We start from the raw sequence: 16,961 nt of genomic DNA on the forward strand, positions 1-16,961 counted from the left end.
CTCAGTCTCCTTGCGTGGGGTTGCCGAAGAGGGGCGGCACGGCTGCCCCGGCCGCCACGGCGGCGCGGACGTCGTCGCTGCTGAACAGTTGGGCGTCGCTGTCCTCGAAGCGGCACTCGTAGTCGCTGGCGAAGGTGAACCGGGGCACGCTGGCGCGGACCTCGGCTATGCGCTGCTCGTCGTACTGGTCGCTGGCGTAGACGTCGACCAGGTGGTGCTCCCAGGCGCCGGGCACGGCGTCGGCTCCCTCGTGCAACTCCCAGAACCAGCCGCGTGCACCCCACGGCGTGGACAGCGCCCACACCGCGCCGGTGCTGCCGACCATCGGCAGGACGGAGGCGAAGATGTCGTCCTCCACGCGGGCGGCCTCGTCGAGGATGAGCAGCGCCACCCCGGCGAACCCACGGGTGGTGGACTCGCTGCCGGGCAGGCTGAGCACGCGGCTGCCGTTGGCGAACTCCAGCGTGCTGGCCGACTCACGGGCGGTCTCCACGGGCCGCCCGGCCGCCCGGTACAGGCTGCGCACGCGGACCAGGAACTCGTCGGACTGGCGCTGGCTCGGGCTGATCACCAGCACCAGCGACTCCGGTCGGTACAGCGCCGTGTGCAGCGCCTTGATAGACGTCGTCGTGGTCTTGCCCACCTGGCGGGCGCAGCGCACCAGCACCCGCCGCGAGGAGGACCTGAGCAGGCTTGACTGCCACGCCTCGCTGTGGAAGCCGATGCCACCCGCGAACGCCACCGGGTCCAGCGCCAGGGCCAGGTCACGCGCCAGCACGGTCGGTCCTCTCGCCGGCGACGACCGGGGCCTCCAGCGCCAGCAGCCGGGCGGCCACGGCACGGGCGGCGTCGGGGTAGGGGGCCAGGGCCTCCAGCATGGCCTGCCGGGTGGCGAGCCAGGCTGGGTCGGCGCTGACGTTGAGCACCTGGACGGTGTTGCGCTCGTCCAGCTCGCCAGTGATCTTGGCCAGCAGCGCGGCGGTCTGGCGCATCTCGCTGGACGCCTGAAGCACGAGGTTGGCCTTGCCCTCACGCTCGGCAGCGATCAGCACCCGCTCGACGCGGCTGAACAGGTGCTCAAGACGCCCGAGTGCCGTGGTGGCCCCGTTGGCCACCTGCTCGGTCACGTGCGCCTGAACGGCCGCCGAGAGGTGGTTGGCCTTGTGCCGTGCGACGGCGTCCTTGTGGAGGTCCCAGCGGCGGCCGATCGCCCGGTTGGCCATCCCAGCCACCAGCGCCTCGTCAATGGCCTCCCGCTCGGGGTGGGTACAGATGGTGCACGCCAGCGCCATCAGCGCTCACCTCCCGTGGGGGTGCGGTAGGCGGCCAGGGTGGCCTCGGCCTCCGCCAGGGCGGCCAGCACCGAGCGCCAGCCGTCGTGGTCGGGCAGGGTGCCGGGCCGGGCCGGGGCAGCGGCGGCCCGGTGCAGGTGTGCCTCAGCCATCCTGACCGCCCCCGTCCAGGTAGGCGGCCCGCTCGTGCAGGGCGGCCACGGCGGTCGCCTCGGCTCGCTGCATCAGCAGGGACAGCGCCCGGTCGTCGTAGGCGCTGGGCTGGCCCTCGCGCTCGTCCTGGGTGATGGTGCCCGCCTGGTGGAGCAGGTTGCCCGCGTGCTCGTCCAGCCAGCCCTCCGTTAGGGTCACGTGCTCGAAGGCGTCCAGGGCGGCGGCGGTGCTGTCGGCCTTCTTGGCCTCGGGCGGCATGGTGGCCTGGGCCAGCCGCATGTACGTCGCCCCGTCCAGCACCGGGCGGGCCACCCGCACGTACTCGGCGGCCTGGCCCGTGGCCCCGTTGGCGACGAGGTTCTGGATCAGCGCGGCGGCCTCCAGGCTGCCCAGCCCGGCCAGGTCCGACTGAGCCGTGCCCTGCCAGTAGCGGCGCCGCTCGAGGTCCTGCCCGCTGGGGTTGTCCACGTAGCGGGCACGCTCGGCACGGTCGGCCTGGATGCCGCGCCTGAAGTCCTCCCTCGCGGCGGCGATGGCGGCCTCCGCGGTTGCCCTGGCCTGGGTGAGCGCCTGGTCCCGCTCGGCGGGGTACAGGGCGGTGTCACGGTCGGTGCGGCGGACGGCCGCGTGGTAGTCGTTGAGCGCCTTCCGCATGCGCTGGACGGCGGCCTTCTGGCGCGAGAGCAGTTCGGTCATGGTGGGTCTCCTTCAGGAGTTCTTGCGGGGGTGGACCACCCACGGCAGGGCGCCGCGAGCGGGGATCTGTGGGGGATTGGGGCACGATCGGGGCACGCCAGCCGCGCCAGATGGCGTGGTAGGCCGATGACCTGCGAGTCCCATCGCTCCGGGCGCTGGGGCAATACCAGTAGCGGGCGCGGAGTCTGAAGCTTCGGCGTCCTTGAAAGGGCCGCGCCCTCCCTCTCGCCGGCAGATGGCGAGGCGGGCAGGGGAGTAGTTCTTGCCTGCCCAACCGCCCCGGCCGGTGCCGTGGGCTACTGCCACCGCCCGGCCGAGCGTGACGGCCTCGGGCCAGCCGGATGCAGGGGGAGTCATTGCCTTGCCTCCGTGCTGGTGCTCGGGTGCGAGCGCCCCGCCCCCCATCAAGAGGGGGGCGGGTGCGTAATCGCTAGGCGGTGTAATCGGCGTAATCGGTCGCGTAATCGCCTGACCTGGGGCGATGGGCAGGTCCGTAATCGGCTTACGGGTGCGTGGTCGGGGTGTCGCGGTCATGGTGCGTAATCGCCCCCGTAATCGCCCTCGGCGTCGTGAGACGGGTGCAGCCACACGGCCGGTCGGCCGCCTCCGTTGCCGCCCTTCGACCCCTCCCGGTAGGTGAGCCGCCCGGCCGCCACCAACTTGTCCAGCCTGCGGCGTGCCCGCTGCGTCTGAGCATCGGTCGGCTTGGCGGTGTCTTCCACGGTGGCGGCGGCCGCCCTAGCCGTGAGGCCGTCCGTGCCTGCGGCCAGGGCCAGCGCCACGAGGTCGGTCTCGTGGTAGACGGTCGTCAGCCCGGCCGTGTGGTCGTGCAGCAGCCGGTACGGGCCGACCGTCTCTGCGGGCTGCTTCAGGTGGTGCATGCCGACCACGGGGTCACCGGCCGTGCCCTCCAGGAGCACCACCGACCCCGCCCCGGCCGTGATCCACGTCGAGCCGTAGAGGTCGGCCAGGGCTTTCGGGGCACCGCCGTTGGCGTTCTTCTTGATGGTGTGGTGCAGTTCCAGCACCTCGACTCCGGCCGCGATGCACATCTGCCGGGCACGGTTGTAGCCCGCGCCGACCTCGTCCGACGACAGCCCCAGCGCGGCGTCCTTGACGCTGTCCACCACCACGGTGTCGGCAGCGGCCTGGCGGGCCAGCGCCAGCAGCGTCTCTGGTTGAGCGGCGACGTCGGCCAGGGGCGGGCCGGGCCAGAACACCAGCCGCTCGTCCAGTACCTCGCGGCTGAAGCTTCCGAGGGTGCGGGCCAGCGCACGGGCTATCTGCTGCGGGCGGTCCATGGCCAGGTACAGCACCCGACTGCTGGTGGGCCGCACCGTGAGGCCGAGCACCGTGCCGCCCTCCAGGCGGGCGGCCACCACCTGCCCGGCGAGGGTGGTCTTGCCGACGCCCGGCGTGCCCGCCAGCACCAATGACTCGCCCTCGGCCCAGAGCACCTGATCGCCGTCACCCCACACGGCCGGGGTGTCGGCAGGCAGGTCCAGCAGAAACGATCCGCCCGGCGTCAGCCTGTCTGACGCTCCAGCGGCCGCCTCGGTGGTGGCGGCTGCCTGCTCAGCCTGGAACATCTCGTGCGCCCGGTGACGGGCCATCAGGCGGCGGTACTCCAGCACCATCTCCACCTGCTCGGCGGTGCCGTCCACTGTCTGCAGAGCCTGGCGCAGCCGTTGGGCCTCGGGGCTGGTGCCGCCGAACTCGCGGGCGGCCTGCTCCAACTCGCGGCGCTGGTCGTCCAGGTCCCGGCTGGACTCCAGCAGCCCGCGCATCAGCCGGAACTCGCCGAGCTGGAAGGTGTCGTCGCCGAGCACCGCCCGCGCCTCGGGGCTGTCCAGGCTGTAGAAGGTGGCGTCCTCCTTCATAGGGTGCACGCGCCTTCCAGCGGATGCCGGTCGCCGCACAGACCGCACGGGTCGGCGCAGTCGTCGTCGGCGGGGTGGTGGGCGCCGCACCAGCGGCAGGGCTCACCCCAGAGCACGGCGGCGACCTCCTCCAGGTGCTGCCGGGCCGTCAGGTCCACGACGTCCTGGGGGCAGCCGTCCACGTCGCTGGTGCCCACCGTGTATACGCCGACCTGGCGAGCCAGCCCGTTGACGAGGTCGTTGCACTCGGTGCAGCCGGGGCAGTCCCAGTGGCTCTCGCTCAAGTCCGCAGCGGCGGAGGTCGAGGCGTGCCCGGCCGTAGCCTGAGGGCGGTGCGTCTCCTTCGCGTCGCCCCGGTGGTGGTCCCCGCTGCCGGGGCGACGTTCTGCGCTCACCGTGCACCCCCCACGGACTGCACCGGCTGGAACAGCGCAGCCACGTCAGCCTCTTCGACGCGGATCAGTCGGGCGCCCATCCGGTACGCCGGGAGGCTGCCGTCCGTGATGCGGCGGCGCAGCGTGTCCACGCTGACGCCGTACCTGTCGGCGGCGGCCTCCAGCGAGATGCGCTTCGACCGTGCCAGCGGTGCCTCCGGGGCGGGCTTGCGTGGGCGGCTCACCACGTCCTCCCGCTGGCGAGCAGGGAGGCCAGGTGGTTGCGCTGGTCCAGGGTGAGCAGGCCAGCGGCAAGCGTCTCGTTGATGTCGCGCTCCAGCAGCGCGGCGGCCAGGGCACTACGAGCCTGAACGAACTCGGGGTCTGACTCGGCTCGGGAACGGGACAGCGCCGCCACACGGGCGCGGTGCCGAAAGACGTCGGTTGAGCGGTGCATGGACAACTCCAAGGGCTGAGCAGGGTGTGAACCCCTGGCAGCGGCCCTGGTACGGGTCGGCAGGCGGCCCGCTCTTGGGAGCGGTCGTGCTGACGAGTGTTGTCCGGCGGGATGTACCGTCCCGCTAAGCCTCATGGCCCCCGGCGCGTGGCCGGTGCATTACGACTGAGCCTCAAGTTAGGTGCTTCTCCGGCAAGGTGCAACGCAACGTAGGGGAGTTATCTATCTCCGTAGTAAGGGCCGGTTTCCCAGCCATTCCTGATAGCGCGAGACGGCCCGCTGAGCGGTTTGCTCAGCGGGCCGGGGTGCTCGGTGGGGGAGTGCTACTCGGCGCTTGAGAGGCGGCCGAGCGCCGCAGCGATGGCAGCGTCGCGTCCCTTGGCGGTGTGCTGGTAGCGCATGGCCATGCCAGGGCTGCTGTGTCCCAGGCGCCCCATCAGTTCGGCGGTGGTGGCGCCCACCTGAGCGGCGAGGACCGCACCCGTGTGGCGCAGGTCGTGCCAGCGCAGGTCCGGCCGACCGATGGCCTGCCGTGCCGGGTAGAAGACGCCGTAGAGGGTGCTGGGCGCCAGGTGGCTGACGCCGTCGGCGGCCGGGAAGAGCAGCCCCTCGCGGCCGCCCGCGATGCTGGTGGCCATGTGCTCACGCAGCGCGTCCACCACCTGGGGCGGCATGGCCACGTCGCGCACGCCAGCGTCACTCTTGGGGGTGCCGACGATGAACTCACCGCCCACCCGCGTGACACCCCGGCGCACGTTGACCACCCCACGGGCCAGGTCGATGTCCTTGCGGCGCAACTCCGTCAATTCGCCGTAGCGCAGCCCGCACCACGCGGCCAGGAGGGTCATGGCGCGGTAGCGCTGGGGCATGGCCTCCACGAGTGCCGTCAACTCGGCGGTGCTGAGCGGCTCGATCTTGTGCACGCGCTTGGCGTTGCTGGCGCCCCGGATGTGGCAGGGGTTCGCGTCGGCCAGCCCGTCCTGAACGGCCGTGGTGAAGATGGTGCGGAGCAGGCTGTAGGCGTGACTGCGCATGGTGGGGGTGCTCTTGTCCAGCCCGGCGTACCACGCACGCACCACGTCGGGGGTGATGCTCTTCGGGCGGCGGTCGCCCAGCACGGGGAGGATGTGCTGGTCCAGAAGCTTCCGGTAGTGGGCGCGGCTGCGCGGCTTCAGATCGCGCTCGGCCAGCCAAGTCTCGGCGTAGGCGGCCAGCGTGTCGTGCGCCTTGATCCGCGCCTGCGTGTCGGTGGTGGGGGGCTGCCACTCCTCGCCCAGGTACTCGGCGCGGCGAACCGACTCTTCCATGTCCGACAGCCACTTGCGGGCGTTCCGCATGGTGTCCCACGTCTTGCTGTAGCGCTTCCCGTCCGGGCCGCGGAAGCGAGCCTGCGGCTTGCCCGACGGCAGCATGCGGACGGACCCCGAGCCGTAGTCGCGGCGCTTGGGCTGGGTGGTGCTGGTCATGGTGGCTCCTCAGGTTGCTGGCGCGTGCCCCGTTTGTGCCCCAATCAAAGCACACCCGTGCCCCAACGTGCCCACTTCTGCGTCGTATCTGTGGGGCGCATAAGTGCAGGTCAGGGAGCATCTATGCAGGTGATCGGCCTGACAGGTGAGCGGCCACGGCGCTAGTTCAAACCCAGTATCGCCCACCAGGACGAAGCAGCCCCTGACCAGCGGAAACGCGGTCGGGGGCTGCGTCCTTCCCAGGGGGAGGGTGATCTGGGGAAGGGGTGTCGGAGGCGAGGTCGAAGACCTGGTTCTTGCCGTCCGCGGACACCACGAAGGTCGTGCCCTTCCCACCGGCCGGCAGGCTGGACAGGAAGGTGCTCTCGCCCTCGCGGTGACTCGCCTCCGGCCGGCCGATGACCATGCCCGGGACGGTCTCGGCACGCGCGACCGAGCGGATCTCGAAGGTTCCGGCCGGGGTGCCGGCGGTGACAGTGCCGCCGCGCCGAGGGGTCGGGGGAGAGGAACATGGCGCCGCCCTTCGTGACTGATGGGATGGATGTTCCTCACGCTAGTTACCGCCACGGGCCGACCCGCCCTGCCGGATGCCCACCCGAACGACCCCGAACACTCCCGGACGTCGGCGAACAGGTTGTCTGCACGTGCGGCCGCAGAGCCTCGGGGGTCTTGCCGGCACGTCAACTACGGCACTAGTCTTAGGCAGGCCTGCGGCGTCCGCCGCCGACCCCACACTCGCCTGGAGGTCGTCACCCATGTCTTCACGTCTTCGCCGCGGGCTTCCCCCGGCGCTCTGCCTCACCCTCGCAGCCGCGGCGTCCGCGGGGGCCCCGGCTCTCGCCGACGAGCACGCGACCCACGAGGTCGTCGCGAGCGGGCTCAACAGCCCCAAGCATCTCTCCTTCGCCCCCAACGGCGACCTCTACGTCGCCGAGTCCGGCGCGCCGTCCGAGGACGCCGGTACCTGCCTGGACCACCCGGAGTTCGCGACCACCTGCCTGAACGACTCCTCCTCGATCACCAAGGTCTCCCGCAAGGGTGGCCAGTCGCGGGTCGTCACCGGGCTGCCGGCGCTTGTCAACGAGAGCGAGTCGGTGGGTGCCTTCGACGTCGTCGTCCACGGCAGCACCCTGACCGTGGCGATGGGGCTGGGCGGGACCCCGGCGACCCGCGACGTCTTCGGCCCCGACGCGGCCGCGCTGGGCACGGTCGTGGACGTCAAGGGCGGCACGGTGAGCATCCGGGCGGACCTGGCCGCCTACGAGGACGCGCATGACCCCGACGGCGCGGGGTCCGACAGCAACCCGGTCGACCTCGCCGCGGGACCGGGCGGGCGCCTGGTGGCGGTCGACGCCGGCGGCAACGACGTGCTCACGGTCTCGCGTCGCGGTGACATCGGGCTCCTCGCGGTCCTGCCGCCCTCCGGCGTCGCCGAGCTGCCGCCCTTCACCGGCGCGCCGCCCGGCACCTTCGTGCCCTACCAGTCCGTGCCGACCGCGGCCGCGCAGGGCCCGGACGGCGCCTGGTACGTCTCCGAGCTGACCGGCTTCCCGTTCCCCGTCGGCGCGGCCAACATCTACCGGCTCGGCCCCGACGGCACCCCCACGGTCTACGCGACCGGGCTGACCAACGTCACCGATCTTGCCTGGGACGCCGAGGACCTGTATGCGGTGCAGCTGACCGACTCCGGTCTGCTCGCGGGCGGCCCCGGCTCGCTCGTGCGGGTCGGCGCCGACGGCGAGCACGAGACGGTCGCCGGCGGACTGGCCATGCCATACGGCGTGGCGGTGCGCGACGGCGCGGCCTACGTGACGACCGGTTCGGTGTTCCCGGGCGGGGGAGAGGTGATCAGGGTCCCGCTGCCCTGACGAGTGATCGGCGTGGCCGGGCCCTCGGGTCGACCGGTCGATCTGACGGCCCGGCCACTCGACCTATCCTGCTGGCATGGCGCTGACCTGGTTGCCCCCTGCCGACACGGGAGCGGTCGTCAAAGACCTGACCCGCGGCTTCTTCGTGGACTTCGGCCACATCCCCGACGGTGTCTGGGCCGCGCCGGGACGGGTCAACCTCATCGGCGAGCACACCGACTACAACCAGGGCTACTGCCTGCCCTTCGCGCTGCCGCACCGCACGTACGCCGCGGCAGCCACCCGCGACGACGGCATCCTGCGGATCGCCTCGGTCCAGAAGTCGTCCGGCTGGGAGGGCAAGGTCACCGATGTCCGCCCCGGGCGTCCGGACGGCTGGACCGCCTATGTCGCGGGCGTCGTCGGCGTCCTGGCCGAGCACGCCGGGGCGGGCGCGATGGGCGTCGACCTCCTCGTCGACGGGCACGTGCCGCTCGGCGCGGGCCTGTCCTCCTCGGCCGCGCTGTCCTGCTCGGTCGCGGTGGCGCTGCGCGACCTCGTCCCCGCCCTGGCCGACCTCACCGACGAGGAGCTCGCCAGCGCCTGCATCCGCGCCGAGAACGAGTTCGCCGGCGCCGCCACCGGCGGGATGGACCAGACCGTCTCCCTGCGCGCGGTCGACGAGCACCTCACGCTCCTGGACTGCCACGATTTCTCCGTCACCCCCGTGGCCTGGACGCTGCCCGAGCACGAGGTCCTCGTCATCGACACACGGGTCCACCACTCGCTGGCCGACGGTCAGTATGCGGCTCGCCGCCAGACCTGCGAGCTCGCCTCGAGCGCGCTGCGGCTGGCGTCGCTGCGCGAGCTCGACCCGGCCCGCCTGGACGACGAGGACGTGCGCACCGCCCTGGCCGGCATCACCGACGGGCTGCCCCGGGTGCGGCACGTGGTCAGCGAGAACCAGCGCGTCCTGGACCTCGTGGCAGCCCTCTCCGAGCAGGACGCCCGACGGGTCGGGTCGCTCATGACGGCCTCGCACCGCTCCCTGCGGGACGACTACGAGGTGTCCTGCCATGAGCTGGACGTGGCCGTGGAGGCCGCGCTGGAGGCCGGGGCTCCCGGGGCGCGGATGACCGGAGGTGGGTTCGGCGGCTCGGCGGTGGCACTCGTGCGCCGCGACGCGGTCGAGCGCGTCGCCGCCGAGATCGCCCGGGCCTTCGACCAGGAGCGGCTGCAGGCACCGGCCTTCCTCGCCGCCGTGCCCAGCGGTCCCGCCGGACGCCTCCGCTGAGGCAGCGGGGGGGGAGCGGGCTCAGCGCTCCACGACGTCCGCGGCCTGGCGGGCGATCTCCCACTCCTCGTTCGTCGGCACGACCCACGCCTGCACGGCACTGTCCTCGGTGGTGATCCGGCCCTCGGCACCACGGACCGTCGCTTCGTTGGCCCCGGCGTCGACCCGGAGGCCGAGGAAACCGAGCCGATCCAGGACCCGGGCGCGCAGCTCGGGGTTGTTCTCGCCGACCCCCGCGGTGAAGACGATGGCGTCCACCCCGCCGAGGACGGCCGCGAACGCCCCGGCGTAGCGGATCAGGCGGTGGCCGACCACCCCGAAGGCCAGCTCGGCGTCGGTGTCGCCGGCGTCCCGTCGGGCGTGCAGCTCGCGGAAGTCGGTCGACCCGGTCAGGCCGAGCAGACCGGACTCCTTGGACAGCGCCCGGTCGTAGTCCTCGATCGTCATCCCCGCGACGCGGGCGAGGTGGCCGGGCAGGCCGGGGTCGAGGTCACCGCCGCGGGTGCCCATGACCAGGCCCTCCAGCGGCGTCAGACCCATCGAGGTGTCGACCGAGCGGCCGCCGTCGACGGCGGTGGCGCTGGCCCCGTTGCCGACGTGCAGGACGACGGTGCGCACCTCCTCCACGGGCCGCCCCATGAGCTCGGCGACGCGCCGCGACACATAGGCGTGGGAGGTGCCGTGGAAGCCGTAGCGCCGCACCCGGTACTGGTTGCGCCAGGCGGCGGGCACCGCATACGTCGAGGCCTCCGGCGGCATCGTCTGGTGGAAGGCGGTGTCGAAGATCGCCACCTGCGGCACGTCGGGGAAGGACTCCTGCGCCGCCACGATCCCCTGCAGGTTGCCGGGGTTGTGCAGCGGGGCGAGGGGGACCAGCTGCTCGACGGTGGTGAGCACCGCCGGGGTGATGAGCGTGGGGTCGGCGAAGTCGGCCCCGCCGTGCACGACGCGGTGCCCCACGGCCACCAGGTCCACCTCGGACAGGTCGGGCCCGTGCTCGGCGAAGGCCTGCGTCAGCAGGGACATCGCGGCAGCGTGGTCGGGGACCACGACGGTCAGCTGGTGCGTGGTGCCGCCCACCGTGTGGTGCACCGCGCCCCGGGGGAGCCCGATCCGCTCGATGAGCCCCTTGGCGTAGGACTCGCCCGTGTCCGGGTGGACGAGCTGGTACTTCACCGACGAGGAGCCGGCGTTGATGACGAGGACAGAGCGTGTGGACATGGTCACCCCTTGGCCTGGATCGCGGTGATCGCCACCGTGTTGATGATGTCGCGGACGGTCGCGCCGCGGGAGAGGTCGTTGACCGGTGCGTTGAGGCCCTGCAGGACCGGGCCGATCGCGACCGCCGAGGCGCTGCGCTGGACGGCCTTGTAGGTGTTGTTGCCGGTGTTGAGGTCCGGGAAGATCAGCACGGTCGCACGCCCCGCGACGGGGGAGCCCTTGAGCTTGGTCGCGGCCACGGCCGGGTCGACGGCGGCGTCGTACTGGATCGGGCCCTCGACGAGCAGGTCAGGCTGCCGCTGCCTGACCAGCTCGGTGGCCTCGCGGACCTTCTCGACGTCGGCGCCCGAGCCGGAGCCGCCCGTGGAGTAGCTCAGCATCGCGACCCGGGGGTCGACCCCGAAGCGGGAGGCGGTCAGCGCCGAGGAGACCGCGATGTCGGCGAGCTGCTCGGCGGTGGGGTCGGGGTTGATCGCGCAGTCGCCGTAGACCAGGACACGGTCGGCCAGGCACATGAAGAAGACGCTGGAGACGACCGAGACGCCCTCGGAGGTCCGGATGATCTCCAGGGCCGGGCGGACGGTGTTGGCGGTGGAGGTGATGGACCCGGAGACCATGCCGTCGGCGTGGCCGCCGTGCACCATGAGGGTGCCGAAGTAGGCGGGGTCCACCACGACGTCGTGCGCGTGCTCCAGCGTCATGCCCTTGTGGGCTCGCATCTGGGTGTAGGCCTCGGCGAAGCCCTCGCGCAGCTCGCTGGTGTGCGGGTCCACGACGACCGCGTCGTCGAGGTGGTGGAGCCCCAGGGAGGAGGCGCGGGCCCGGATCTCGGTCTCGTCGCCCAGCAGGGTGAGCCTGGCGACCTTGCGTGCCAGCAGGGTGTCGGCCGCGCGCAGGATGCGTGGCTCCATACCCTCCGGCAGGACGATGTTGGCCTCCGCCGCGCGCGCCCGCGCGGTGAGCTGGTGCTCGAACATCAACGGCGTGACAGCCCTCGTCGTCTCGGCCGCGGGCTGGCCGTCCGCGCCGTCCCCGGCCGGGACCAGCGCGTCGAGGTCGAGGTGGCGGTGGACCAAGGCGCGGGCGTGCTCGATCTTGCGCTCCGACTCGGGGGTGATGCGGCCGGTGACCCCGTGCATGCGCATCGCGGTGCTCATCGTGCCGCTCTCGCAGAAGACGACGGGCAGTTCCACGCCCAGGCCGGCCACGAGGCGCGACACCTGGGGGCTGGGCTCGAAGCCGCCGTTGAGCACGACGCCGGCCAGGGACGGGAAGGTCGAGGAACGGTGGGCCAGGATCGTGGCCAGGAGGACCTCCTCGCGGTCGCCGGGGCAGATCAGCACGCAGCCGTCGCTGAGCCGGTCGAGCACGTGCGGCATGGTCATGCCGGCGATCACCAGGCCGGTCACCTCGCGGTCCAGCAGGGCGTCGTCACCGGCGACCAGCGAGCCGTAGACCGACTCCATGAGGTCACGCACGGTGGGCGCGGCCAGCACCTCGTCGGCCGGCATCGGGAAGACGTGGGGCAGGTCCGCTCCCTCCCCGGCCTCGGCCTGGAGCCGGGACCGGATCTCGTCGCGGACCGGGTCGATCTGGTGGGGGTCGACCCGGTTGACGACGATGCCGGCCACCTCGGCGTGCCGGGCCCTGGCCTCGTGCACGGTGATGAGGGCGGCGGTGGCGGTGTCCTCCACCCCGCGGTCGATGGCGGGCACCACGAGCACCATCGGGGCACCGATGTGGGCGGCCAGTGAGGCGTTGACGGAGAACTCCGTGGGCGCGGGCACGCCGGTGAAGTCCGAGCCGATGACGAGCACGGTGTCGTGCTCGGCGGCGAAGGCGTGGAAGCGCTCGACAGCCTCGCCGATCGCGGCGTCCGCGCCGCGGTGCACGTCGTCATAGGTCACGCCGATCCCGGCGGCAGGGTCGACGGGGGAGGTCGACAGCGGGTGGAGCAGCTCGATCAGGTGGTCGGTCGACCGGTCCAGGACGATCGGCCGGAAGACACCGACGCGACCTCCTCGTGCGCACAGCTCGGCCAGCAGCCCGACGGCGACCGCGGACTTGCCGGACTTGGTCTCGGCGGAGGACAGGTACAGGGTGGTGGGGGACACAGGGCCAGCCTAGTGCTGTGATCCGGCGCACTTCGGTGGCAGAGTGGCCCTCCATGTTCGGTATGCAGCAGCCCCGGGTCTGGGTGGACGGTCGCCTCGTGCGGGGGGAGCCTTCCTTCGACGCGCTGGACCACGGCATCACGGTCGGGGACGGCGTCTTCGAGACCGCCAAGGTCGTCGACGGGCAGGTCTTCGCCCTCGACCGCCACCACGCACGGATGGAGGCCTCCCTGGCCGGGCTGGGGCTCCCGCCGCTGGACCGGGCCAGGGTGCAGGAGGGGATCGACGCGGTCCTCGGCCTGGCTCCCATGGCCTTCGGCCGGGTCCGGTGGACGATCACGGCCGGACCGGGCCCGCTGGGCAGCGATCGTCTGCCCGGATCGTCGACCTATCTGGTCACCGCGATCGAGCAAGACCACCCGGCCGCGACGACCTCGGTGGCCGTGGTGCCCTGGGCCCGCAACGAGAAGGGCGCGCTCGCCGGGCTCAAGACGACCTCCTACGCCGACAATGTCGTCGCCCTGGCCGAGGCGAAGCGTCTCGGGGCGGGGGAGGCGTTGATGCCCAACACCTCCGGGCTGCTCTGCGAGGGCACCGGGTCCAACGTCTTCGTGGTCGTCGACGGGGTGGTGCGGACGCCGGCCCTGTCCGGAGGAGCCCTCGCCGGGGTCACCCGGGCCCTCACGATCGAGTGGCTCCGCGACGAGGGTGTCGAGGTCCTCGAGGAGGACCTGCCGATGGAGATCCTGGACGAGGCCGAGGAGGTGTGGCTGACGAGCAGCATCCGCGACGTCATCGCGGTCGACCGGATCGAGGTCGCCCCCGCGGTGCGCACGGTGGGCGGTCTCGAGCTGCCGGCGCCGGCGGTGCGCGCGCGGTCCTTCGACATCGCCCCGGGACCGGTCACGGCCAGGGCCCGAGAGATCTTCACGCGGCGCGCGGCTGCCGACGCCAACCCCTGAGAGTTCCCTTCTGACCCAATCTTTGCCAGATGCATACCCAACACGGGGTGATCTGCAGCCTCGTGCAGACATAGCGTCGGGTGTCACGGTGCCCACCCCCTGCGGGCGCCTTCACCCACAGATGGAGATCTCCACATGCGTTCTGCACGCACCACCACGCTCACCCTGCTCGGCTCCGGCGCCCTGGCCCTGACCATGATGGTCAGCCCGGCCGGCGCGGCCCCCGGCGGCGGCCAGGGCGGCGGCCAGGAGCAGGCGGTGGCCAAGCACGCCGCCGCCCAGACCAAGGCGGAGCAGGCTTCGGTCCGTGCCTACTGGACCGCCGACCGGATGAAGAACGCCACCCCGCGCGAGCTCAAGGGTCCCGGCACCAACAAGGGCAAGCCCGGCGGCGGCACGTCGTCCGCCAAGGCCGTGCGCGCCACCCCGCAGCCTGAGCTGGGCAAGGTCTTCTTCACCCTCGGCGGCACCGACTACGTCTGCTCCGGCACGGCGACCACCAGCGCCAACCGCGACGTGGTGACCACCGCGGGCCACTGCCTCAACGAGGGCCCGGGCTCCTACGCCACCAACTTCGCCTTCGTCCCGGCCTACGACAACGGCGCCCGCCCCCACGGCACCTGGGTCGCCGAGACCCTCTACGCACCCAGCTCCTGGGTCAACAGCGGCGACTTCAACCACGACGTGGGCTTCGCCGTCATGGCCGAGCAGGGCGGTCAGAGCCTGACCGACGTGACCGGCTCTTACCCGATCGGCTTCAACAAGGGCTACGGGCTCACCTTCGAGGCCTTCGGCTACCCCGCCGCCAAGCCCTACAACGGGCAGGACCTGTGGAAGTGCTCCGGCGTGGCCGGCCGTGACACCCGCGGCACCAACGACCACCGCCTGCCGTGCTCGATGACCGGCGGCTCCAGCGGCGGCGGCTGGATCACCAGCGGCACGCTGAACTCGGTCAACTCCTTCGGCTACCGGGGTGAGAAGGACGTCATGTACGGCCCCTACTTCGGGGACGTCGCCCAGAGCGTCTACAGCACCGCCGCCAACAGCTGAGCTCGCGGTATGCCGAAGCTCACCGGCGATTTCGTCCGTCGGGTGCGGGGAGGGTAGAGTGACTCCTCGCGCCCGACGGGCGCGTCCGGACGTGTAGCTCAGTTGGTTAGAGCGTTCGCTTCACACGCGAGAGGTCAGGGGTTCGAGTCCCTTCACGTCCACCGCTGGACCAGCAGGCCCTGTCACCGCACCGGTGGCGGGGCCTGATCTGTCGGTAGACCTGACGCGGGCGTCAGCGTCCCGCCGGTCGACGTGGCGTGGGCGTCAGCGTCCCGCCGGAGCCGACTTCGTGCGGGTAAACCCACTTCACGCCGGTTATAACCGGCGTCTAGGTACACAAGCCGCATGAAGTCGGACGCTGCCGCTGGGTTCGAGCCGTTCGGCCAGTTTTGAGACACGCCGGGCCGGAGGGGGACACAGCTGGCGTTTCCTCCCTAGTTTCTAATGCGTCGCATGTGACTCATGTGACTAGAGGGACCACTGTTCTCAACTAGCAGGAGGAATCATGCGCACCAGGCGCACCATCTTGGCGACGAGCACGGCTGCGGCCCTGCTCGTTGCAGCCCCGCTCGCGGCCTTCGCCGACGAGCGGCTCCACGAAGACGACGGCTACACCGCTTTCGGTGACCCGGCCGGCCTGGCCCAGCACCTGATGGATGTCCACGACTACGTGGACGTGCAGTGCGAGAAGATCGTGCCGGTCAACGAGGAGACCTTCACGATCAGTGGAGTCCACCAGAGTGGTGTACGACGGCACCCGGTGAGCGTGTCCTGCACAGGTAGGCGCGGCCACCGGTGTGATCCTTCGAGTGAACCTTCCACAGCACTCTCGAAGAGGAGCACCACCGATGACCGCTTCCCCCATTATCGACCCTGAGCAGTTCCTGCACGAGGAGCTCGCGCAGGCGAGCCCGGACCTGATGCGTCACCTGCTGCAAACCTTTATCAACAGCCTGCTGTCCGCGCAGGCCGATGCCGTGTGCGGCGCGGACTACGGCACCCGCACGGCCGAGCGCACGAACCGGCGCAACGGGTACCGGCACCGGGACCTGGACACTCGCGTCGGCACCCTGGACGTGGCGATCCCCAAGCTGCGCGAGGGGACGTTCTTCCCCGAGTGGCTGCTGGAGCGGCGTAAGCGGGCCGAGGCCGCGCTGACCACGGTGGTGGCGACCTGCTACCTGCTCGGGGTCTCCACCCGGCGCATGGACAAGCTGGTGACGGCGCTGGGCATCACCGGCCTGTCCAAGTCCCAGGTCTCGGTGATGGCGACCGAGCTGGACGAGCAGGTGGAGTCCTTCCGCACCCGCCCCCTGGACGAAGGGCCCTACACCTTCGTGGCCGTCGACGCCCTGGTGCTCAAGGTCCGCGAGGGCGGGCGCGTGGTCAAGGTGTCCGCCCTGGTCGCGACCGGCGTCAACACCGAGGGCTACCGGGAAATCCTGGGCCTACAGGTCGCCACCGGCGAGACCACCGCCTCCTGGCTGGCGTTCTTCCGCGACCTGGTCGCCCGCGGCCTCACCAGTGCCGGGCCGGTCGGGCTGGTCACCTCCGACGCCCACGCCGGCCTCGTGGAGGCCATCGGTGCCACCCTGCCCGGGACCGCGTGGCAGCGGTGCCGCACCCACTACGCCGCCAACCTCATGTCCGCGACCCCCAAGTCCTCATGGCCGTGGGTCAAGACGCTGCTGCACTCGGTGTACGACCAACCCGACGCCGAGGCCGTGCACGCCCAGTTCGACCGCGTCATCGACACGCTCACCGACAAGCTGCCCGCTGTCGCCGAACACCTCGAGAGCGCCCGGGCCGACATCCTGGCCTTCACCACCTTCCCCAAGGAGGTCTGGCGCCAGATCTGGTCCAACAACCCCCAGGAACGGCTCAACCGCGAGATCCGCAGGCGCACCGACGTCGTCGGCATCTTCCCCCACCGCGAGGCCCTCACCCGCCTCGTCGGAGCCGTCCTGGCCGAGCAGCACGACGCCTGGACCGAGCAACGACGCTACATCGGACTGGACGCCCTCACTCGGTGCCGACACGCCCTGATCCCCACCACCACCGACCCCGAGGAGATCACTGCTACCGTTCCCGCACTGACGCCCTGATCAACCCCATCGAGGGATCACCGTCGAACACCACTCCACTGGACTTGACC

The 16,961-nt window shown here is 71.6% G+C and carries 17 protein-coding genes and 1 tRNA gene; 7 read left to right on the forward strand and 11 right to left on the reverse strand.

What is annotated here, in order from left to right:
• Position 1: 1 nt before the first annotated feature.
• The 9 genes from ACTMMA_RS17055 to ACTMMA_RS17095 form a co-directional block, all read right to left on the reverse strand.
• A complete protein-coding gene (locus ACTMMA_RS17055) occupies positions 2-778 on the reverse strand; it encodes a terminase large subunit domain-containing protein (RefSeq protein ID WP_441191305.1) in 777 nt (258 codons plus the stop codon).
• Positions 765-1,292 (reverse strand): hypothetical protein, encoded by a 528-nt coding sequence (locus ACTMMA_RS17060; RefSeq protein WP_441191306.1) that lies wholly within the window; start codon positions 1,290-1,292, stop codon positions 765-767. The genes ACTMMA_RS17055 and ACTMMA_RS17060 overlap by 14 nt, the downstream gene beginning before the upstream one ends.
• Positions 1,292-1,444 (reverse strand): hypothetical protein, encoded by a 153-nt coding sequence (locus tag ACTMMA_RS17065; RefSeq protein WP_441191307.1) that lies wholly within the window; start codon positions 1,442-1,444, stop codon positions 1,292-1,294. The genes ACTMMA_RS17060 and ACTMMA_RS17065 overlap by 1 nt, the downstream gene beginning before the upstream one ends.
• Positions 1,437-2,141 (reverse strand): hypothetical protein, encoded by a 705-nt coding sequence (locus ACTMMA_RS17070; RefSeq protein WP_441191308.1) that lies wholly within the window; start codon positions 2,139-2,141, stop codon positions 1,437-1,439. The genes ACTMMA_RS17065 and ACTMMA_RS17070 overlap by 8 nt, the downstream gene beginning before the upstream one ends.
• A gap of 530 nt (positions 2,142-2,671) precedes the next feature.
• Positions 2,672-4,021 carry an AAA family ATPase gene (locus ACTMMA_RS17075; RefSeq protein WP_441191309.1) on the reverse strand — a complete coding sequence of 450 codons (1,350 nt, stop codon included), beginning with the start codon at positions 4,019-4,021 and terminating at the stop codon, positions 2,672-2,674.
• Positions 4,018-4,305, reverse strand: a complete 288-nt coding sequence (locus ACTMMA_RS17080; protein ID WP_441191310.1) for a hypothetical protein — start codon at positions 4,303-4,305, stop codon at positions 4,018-4,020. The genes ACTMMA_RS17075 and ACTMMA_RS17080 overlap by 4 nt, the downstream gene beginning before the upstream one ends.
• A 107-nt stretch (positions 4,306-4,412) precedes the next feature.
• On the reverse strand, positions 4,413-4,640 hold the full coding sequence (locus ACTMMA_RS17085) for an excisionase family DNA-binding protein (protein ID WP_441191311.1): 228 nt from the start codon (positions 4,638-4,640) through the stop codon (positions 4,413-4,415).
• A complete protein-coding gene (locus tag ACTMMA_RS17090; RefSeq protein WP_441191312.1) occupies positions 4,637-4,852 on the reverse strand; it encodes a hypothetical protein in 216 nt (71 codons plus the stop codon). Before ACTMMA_RS17090 ends, ACTMMA_RS17085 begins: the two co-directional genes overlap by 4 nt.
• 323 nt (positions 4,853-5,175) lie before the next feature.
• Positions 5,176-6,318 (reverse strand): tyrosine-type recombinase/integrase, encoded by a 1,143-nt coding sequence (locus tag ACTMMA_RS17095; RefSeq protein WP_441191313.1) that lies wholly within the window; start codon positions 6,316-6,318, stop codon positions 5,176-5,178.
• 755 nt (positions 6,319-7,073) lie between these two features.
• On the opposite strand from ACTMMA_RS17095, the gene ACTMMA_RS17100 reads away from it, so the two are divergent.
• Positions 7,074-8,186 carry a ScyD/ScyE family protein gene (locus tag ACTMMA_RS17100; RefSeq protein ID WP_441191314.1) on the forward strand — a complete coding sequence of 371 codons (1,113 nt, stop codon included), beginning with the start codon at positions 7,074-7,076 and terminating at the stop codon, positions 8,184-8,186.
• Positions 8,187-8,262: 76 nt separating this feature from the next.
• A complete protein-coding gene (gene galK / locus ACTMMA_RS17105; RefSeq protein WP_441191315.1) occupies positions 8,263-9,459 on the forward strand; it encodes a galactokinase in 1,197 nt (398 codons plus the stop codon).
• A 21-nt stretch (positions 9,460-9,480) separates the two neighbouring features.
• On the opposite strand, the gene ACTMMA_RS17110 is transcribed toward galK, so the two are convergent.
• Together ACTMMA_RS17110 and pta are read right to left on the reverse strand one after the other, a co-directional pair.
• Positions 9,481-10,680 (reverse strand): acetate/propionate family kinase, encoded by a 1,200-nt coding sequence (locus tag ACTMMA_RS17110; RefSeq protein WP_441191316.1) that lies wholly within the window; start codon positions 10,678-10,680, stop codon positions 9,481-9,483.
• A gap of 2 nt (positions 10,681-10,682) precedes the next feature.
• Positions 10,683-12,794 carry a phosphate acetyltransferase gene (gene pta / locus ACTMMA_RS17115; RefSeq protein ID WP_441191317.1) on the reverse strand — a complete coding sequence of 704 codons (2,112 nt, stop codon included), beginning with the start codon at positions 12,792-12,794 and terminating at the stop codon, positions 10,683-10,685.
• A 62-nt stretch (positions 12,795-12,856) separates the two neighbouring features.
• Between pta and ACTMMA_RS17120 the strand changes: the two genes are divergently transcribed.
• From ACTMMA_RS17120 to ACTMMA_RS17140, 5 genes are all read left to right on the forward strand, one after another.
• Complete coding sequence (locus ACTMMA_RS17120; RefSeq protein WP_441191318.1) at positions 12,857-13,756, forward strand: aminotransferase class IV; 900 nt, start codon at positions 12,857-12,859, stop codon at positions 13,754-13,756.
• 135 nt (positions 13,757-13,891) lie between these two features.
• Positions 13,892-14,806, forward strand: a complete 915-nt coding sequence (locus ACTMMA_RS17125; RefSeq protein ID WP_441191319.1) for a trypsin-like serine peptidase — start codon at positions 13,892-13,894, stop codon at positions 14,804-14,806.
• Between the two features lie 87 nt (positions 14,807-14,893).
• Positions 14,894-14,967 (forward strand) — tRNA-Val (locus ACTMMA_RS17130).
• Between the two features lie 344 nt (positions 14,968-15,311).
• Positions 15,312-15,683: a hypothetical protein gene (locus ACTMMA_RS17135; RefSeq protein ID WP_441191320.1), complete on the forward strand. Its 372-nt coding sequence runs from the start codon at positions 15,312-15,314 to the stop codon at positions 15,681-15,683.
• The gene (locus ACTMMA_RS17140; RefSeq protein ID WP_441190474.1) at positions 15,655-16,911 is read left to right on the forward strand and encodes an IS256 family transposase; all 1,257 of its coding nucleotides are present in this window, start codon (positions 15,655-15,657) and stop codon (positions 16,909-16,911) included. The genes ACTMMA_RS17135 and ACTMMA_RS17140 overlap by 29 nt, the downstream gene beginning before the upstream one ends.
• Positions 16,912-16,961: the final 50 nt, after the last annotated feature.

The sequence above is a fragment of the Ornithinimicrobium panacihumi genome, from assembly GCF_052073805.1.
GTDB lineage: Bacteria > Actinomycetota > Actinomycetes > Actinomycetales > Dermatophilaceae > Ornithinicoccus > Ornithinicoccus panacihumi.

Excerpts from the sequence above, each read along its gene's own strand:
- ACTMMA_RS17060 (WP_441191306.1), bottom strand. The coding sequence starts at position 1,292 with ATGGCGCTGGCGTGCACCATCTGTACCCACCCCGAGCGGGAGGCCATT.
- ACTMMA_RS17065 (WP_441191307.1), bottom strand. The coding sequence starts at position 1,444 with ATGGCTGAGGCACACCTGCACCGGGCCGCCGCTGCCCCGGCCCGGCCC.
- ACTMMA_RS17070 (WP_441191308.1), bottom strand. The coding sequence starts at position 2,141 with ATGACCGAACTGCTCTCGCGCCAGAAGGCCGCCGTCCAGCGCATGCGG.
- ACTMMA_RS17075 (WP_441191309.1), bottom strand. The coding sequence starts at position 4,021 with ATGAAGGAGGACGCCACCTTCTACAGCCTGGACAGCCCCGAGGCGCGG.
- ACTMMA_RS17090 (WP_441191312.1), bottom strand. The coding sequence starts at position 4,852 with ATGCACCGCTCAACCGACGTCTTTCGGCACCGCGCCCGTGTGGCGGCG.
- ACTMMA_RS17095 (WP_441191313.1), bottom strand. The coding sequence starts at position 6,318 with ATGACCAGCACCACCCAGCCCAAGCGCCGCGACTACGGCTCGGGGTCC.
- ACTMMA_RS17100 (WP_441191314.1), top strand. The coding sequence starts at position 7,074 with ATGTCTTCACGTCTTCGCCGCGGGCTTCCCCCGGCGCTCTGCCTCACC.
- galK (WP_441191315.1), top strand. The coding sequence starts at position 8,263 with ATGGCGCTGACCTGGTTGCCCCCTGCCGACACGGGAGCGGTCGTCAAA.
- ACTMMA_RS17110 (WP_441191316.1), bottom strand. The coding sequence starts at position 10,680 with ATGTCCACACGCTCTGTCCTCGTCATCAACGCCGGCTCCTCGTCGGTG.
- ACTMMA_RS17120 (WP_441191318.1), top strand. The coding sequence starts at position 12,857 with ATGCAGCAGCCCCGGGTCTGGGTGGACGGTCGCCTCGTGCGGGGGGAG.
- ACTMMA_RS17125 (WP_441191319.1), top strand. The coding sequence starts at position 13,892 with ATGCGTTCTGCACGCACCACCACGCTCACCCTGCTCGGCTCCGGCGCC.
- ACTMMA_RS17135 (WP_441191320.1), top strand. The coding sequence starts at position 15,312 with ATGCGCACCAGGCGCACCATCTTGGCGACGAGCACGGCTGCGGCCCTG.
- ACTMMA_RS17140 (WP_441190474.1), top strand. The coding sequence starts at position 15,655 with ATGACCGCTTCCCCCATTATCGACCCTGAGCAGTTCCTGCACGAGGAG.